Here is a 3,994-nt window from a genome sequence, read left to right as displayed (position 1 = left end):
CGACTTCGGGGGTTTCTGAGACGCAGGGTTGAGGTCCCACCAGCCCCCCCACGGGTCACCGCGAGCACGGCAACTGGCACCCCCACCCCCCTACACCCGGTGCAGCCTCCGGGCCGCCTCGGCGATCGAGCCGCTCATCGAGGGGTACACGGTGAACGCCTGGGCGAGCTGGTCGGCGGTCAGCGACTCGGCGACGGCGATCGCGACCGGGTGGATCAGCTCCGAGGCGCGGGGGGCGACGACGACGCCGCCGACGACGATGCCCGTCCCGGGCCGGCACAGCAGCTTCACGAAGCCGTCGTGCACCCCTTGCATCTTGGCGCGCGCGTTGCCCGACAGGGGCAGCACCACGGTGTCGGCCAGGATCTCGCCGGAGTCCGCCTGCAGCTGGGACCAGCCGACGGTGGCGATCTCCGGCGCGGTGAACACGTTGGCCGACACCTTCCGCAGGTCCAACGGCGTGACCGCGTCCCCGAGCAGGTGCCACATCGCGATCCGGCCCTGCATGGCGGCCACCGAGGCCAGCATCAGTACGCCGGTGCAGTCGCCGGCGGCGTAGATCCCGCGCGCGGACGTCCGCGACACCCGGTCGACCCGGACGAAGCCGCTGTCCTCGAGGATCACCCCCGCCTCTTCGAGCCCGAGGCCGACGGTGTTGGGGACCGAGCCGAGCGCCAGCACGCAGTGGCTGCCGCGGACCTCCCGCCCGTCATCGAGCCGTACGGCGACCGTGTCGCCCTCGCGGACGACCGACTCCATCCGGGACCGGGCGAGCAGGGTCATCCCGCGCCGGGTGAGCACCTCCTCCAGCACGTGCGCGGCGTCGCTGTCCTGGCCCGGCAGCACCTGGTCCCGCGAGGACACCAGGGTCACCGGGACGCCGAGGGAGAGGTACGCCGAGGCGAACTCCGCGCCGGTCACCCCCGAGCCGACCACCACCAGGTGCTCGGGCACCTCGGTGAGGTCGTAGACCTGCTCCCAGGTGAGGATGCGCTCGCCGTCGGGGGCTGCGGTGGGCATGGTGCGCGGCGAGGCGCCGGTGGCGACCAGGACCGCGTCGGCGTCGTGGGTCGTCTCGGTCCCGTCGGCAGCGGTGGCCACCACCCGCTGCGGGCCGTCGAGCCGGCCACGGCCGCGGACCACTCGCACCCCCTCGCGCTCGAGGCGCCCGGCGATGTCGGCCGACTGGTCCGCAGCCAGCTGCTTGACCCGCGCGTTGACCATGCCCAGGTCCACCGTGAGGTGCGCGGCGACGTCGCCCTGGTGGTCGGTGGGGATGACGCCCAGCTCGGCGGCACCTCCCATGTCGGCCATCAGCTCGGCGGTCGCGATGAGCGTCTTGGAGGGCACGCAGTCGGTGAGGACCGCGGAGCCGCCGAGCCCGTCGGTGTCGACCACGGTGACCTCGGCGTGCAGCTGGGCGGCCACCAGGGCCGCCTCGTAGCCACCGGGGCCGCCCCCGATGATGACGACGCGCTCGCTCACAGGTTGATCATGTGCCCGGTGATGCCGTGCACGGCCTCCTTGACCGCCTCGGTCAGGGTCGGGTGGGCGAAGACGTTGCGAGCCACCTCGTCGGCGGTCAGGTCCCACCGCTGGGCGAGGGTGAGCACCGGCAGCAGCTCGGTGACGTCCGGCCCGATCATGTGCGCGCCGAGGATCTCCCGATGGGTGGCGTCGGCGACCACCTTGACGAAGCCGACCGCCTCGCCCAGCCCCTGCGCCTTCCCGTTGGCCGAGAACGGGAAGGAGGCGGTGACCACGTCGTACCCCTTCTCGCGCGCCTGCGCCTCGGAGTAGCCGAACGAGCCGATCTGCGGCTGGCAGTACGTCGCGCGCGGCACCATGTCGAAGTCGATCTCCATCGTCTCGACGTCGGCGATCGTCTCCGCCGCGACGATGCCCATGGCCTCGGCGACGTGGGCCAGCATCATCTTCCCGGTCACGTCGCCGATCGCGTACACGTGAGGAACGTTGGTGCGCCCGCGCGCGTCGACCTCGATCGCCCCCCGCTGGCTGGTCCGCACACCGGTGTTCTCCAGGCCGTAGCCGTCGAGGCGAGGCGCGAACCCGATCGCCTGGAGCACCTTGTCCGCCTCGAGGACCTGCGACTCGCCGCCGCCCGCGGGACTGACGGTGACCTGGACCTTCTCGCCCGAGTCGGCACCGGGGTCGTGGATGGCCTCCACCTTCGTGGACAGCAGCACCTTCACGCCGAGCTTCTTGTAGTGCCGCAGCAGCTCCTTGGAGACGTCGGCGTCCTCGGTGGGCACCATCCGGTCCAGGAACTCCACGATGGTCACGTCCACCCCGAAGTTCTTCATCACGTAGGCGAACTCCACGCCGATGGCACCGGAGCCGGCGATGATGACCGAGCCGGGGAGGTCGGGGTCGAGAATCTGCTCCTCGTAGGTCACCACCCGCTCGCTCAGGCTGGTGCCGGGCACCAGCCGGGTGGTGGCCCCGGTGGCGATGATCAGGTCGTCGAAGGTGTGGGTGGTGCGGACGCCCTCCGCGTCGTGCACCTCGATCTCGCTGGGGCCCAGCAGCGTGCCCCAGCCGTGGATCTCGGTGATCTTGTTCTTGCGCATCAAGAAGTGCACGCCCTTGACGATGTTCTCCGACACCCGGCGGCTGCGGGCGTGGGTGGGGCCGTAGGCCATCGTCGCGTCGCCCTCGATGCCGAAGGTGGCCTTCTCGTGGGCGAGCACGTGCGCGAGCTCGGCGTTCCGCAGCAGCGCCTTGGACGGGATGCAGCCCACGTTCAGACACACCCCGCCCCAGTACCTGTCCTCCACCACCGCGACGGAGCGACCGAGCTGGGCGGCGCGGATGGCCGCCACGTAGCCTCCGGGACCGGCACCGAGAACCAGGACGTTGTAGTGGGTCACGGTGGTCAGCCTAGCGGGCCGCTAACCTGTGCCCGTGCCGCTGTACGCCGCCTACGGGACCAATCTGGACCCCGCCCGGATGGGCGAGCGCTGCCCGCACTCCCCGCTGCATGCCACCGGCTGGCTGATGGGGTGGCGGCTCACCTTCGGGGGTGAGGAGCACGGGTGGGACGGCGCCCTCGCCACGATCGTGGAGGATCCCCTCGAGCAGGTGTACGTCGCGGTGTACGACATCACGCCCGAGGACGAGGCGACCCTCGACGAGTGGGAGGCCGCCGACACCGGGCTGTTCTTCAAGACCCGGGTGCGGGTGTCGACGCTGGCCGGGGAGCTGGTGGTGTGGGCCTACGTGCTGGACGCCTACGAGGGCGGCCTGCCGTCGGCCTCCTACCTCGGCGTCCTCGCGGACGCCGCCGAGGCTGCCGACGCCCCGGCCGACTACGTGGCCGCGCTGCGGCGTCGACCCTGCCGGTCCTCCGGACTGTGAGGGCTGACGTGCGGTCGCCGCGCCGGGCATGAGCGGGTCGGCGGCCGTGGACCGCGCCGCTCCCGCCGACGTGGTCAACCTCGCGGTGGACCACGGCAGCGTCCCCATGCAGATCGCGGCGCTGCTGACCTTCGACCCCGCGGACCGACCGCCGGCCGCCGCTCTCGAGGCCGCCCTCGGAGCGCGGCTGGCCCGGGTGCCCCGGCTCCGACGCCGGCTGGAGGCGACCCCGTTCGGGTGTGGGCGACCGGTGTGGGTGGACGACCCCGGATTCGCCCTGGGACGCCACCTCGACGTGAGGACCCTGCCCACGGCGGAGGAGGACCCCGGCGCCACCGCCGCCGTCGAGCTGCTGCTGCAGCGGCTCCCCCGGGACCGGCCGCTGTGGCGGGCCCGGATCCTCACCGACACCGGCCGTGCCGCCGGTGTGGTCGTGGTGATGCACCACGCGCTCGCCGACGGCATCGGCGGGCTCGCCGTGCTGGCGACCCTGGTCGACGGGGCACAGGGCGAGGACCCGGCCGCGGGCACGCCACCACGGGTCCCGGCCCCGACCGTCCGGGAGCTGGCCGCGGACGCGTGGTCCGAATTCGAGACGGTGGAGATAGGGGGGGTT

Annotated in this window: 4 protein-coding genes; 2 read left to right on the top strand and 2 right to left on the bottom strand. The window is 72.5% G+C overall.

Going from position 1 to position 3,994, the window contains the following annotated elements; translation table 11 throughout:
* Positions 1-90: 90 nt before the first annotated feature.
* Positions 91-1,485, bottom strand: coding sequence for an NAD(P)H-quinone dehydrogenase (locus PLP61_RS15465; protein ID WP_324503651.1), 1,395 nt, complete (start codon positions 1,483-1,485; stop codon positions 91-93).
* A complete protein-coding gene (gene lpdA / locus PLP61_RS15460; RefSeq protein ID WP_324503650.1) occupies positions 1,482-2,891 on the bottom strand; it encodes a dihydrolipoyl dehydrogenase in 1,410 nt (469 codons plus the stop codon). Before lpdA ends, PLP61_RS15465 begins: the two co-directional genes overlap by 4 nt.
* Before the next feature lie 34 nt (positions 2,892-2,925).
* Here lpdA and PLP61_RS15455 point away from each other — a divergent pair, with 34 nt between their 5' ends.
* Both PLP61_RS15455 and PLP61_RS15450 read left to right on the top strand, forming a co-directional pair.
* Positions 2,926-3,378: a gamma-glutamylcyclotransferase family protein gene (locus PLP61_RS15455; protein WP_324503649.1), complete on the top strand. Its 453-nt coding sequence runs from the start codon at positions 2,926-2,928 to the stop codon at positions 3,376-3,378.
* Between the two features lie 28 nt (positions 3,379-3,406).
* Positions 3,407-3,994: wax ester/triacylglycerol synthase domain-containing protein (locus tag PLP61_RS15450; protein ID WP_324503648.1), on the top strand; the 588-nt coding region annotated here is incomplete at its 3' end.

This window comes from Nocardioides sp. (genome assembly GCF_035429765.1).
In the GTDB taxonomy this organism is placed as follows: domain Bacteria; phylum Actinomycetota; class Actinomycetes; order Propionibacteriales; family Nocardioidaceae; genus Nocardioides.
Note: the sequence above shows the minus strand (reverse complement) of the source record. Positions and strands in the feature narration are given on the sequence as shown.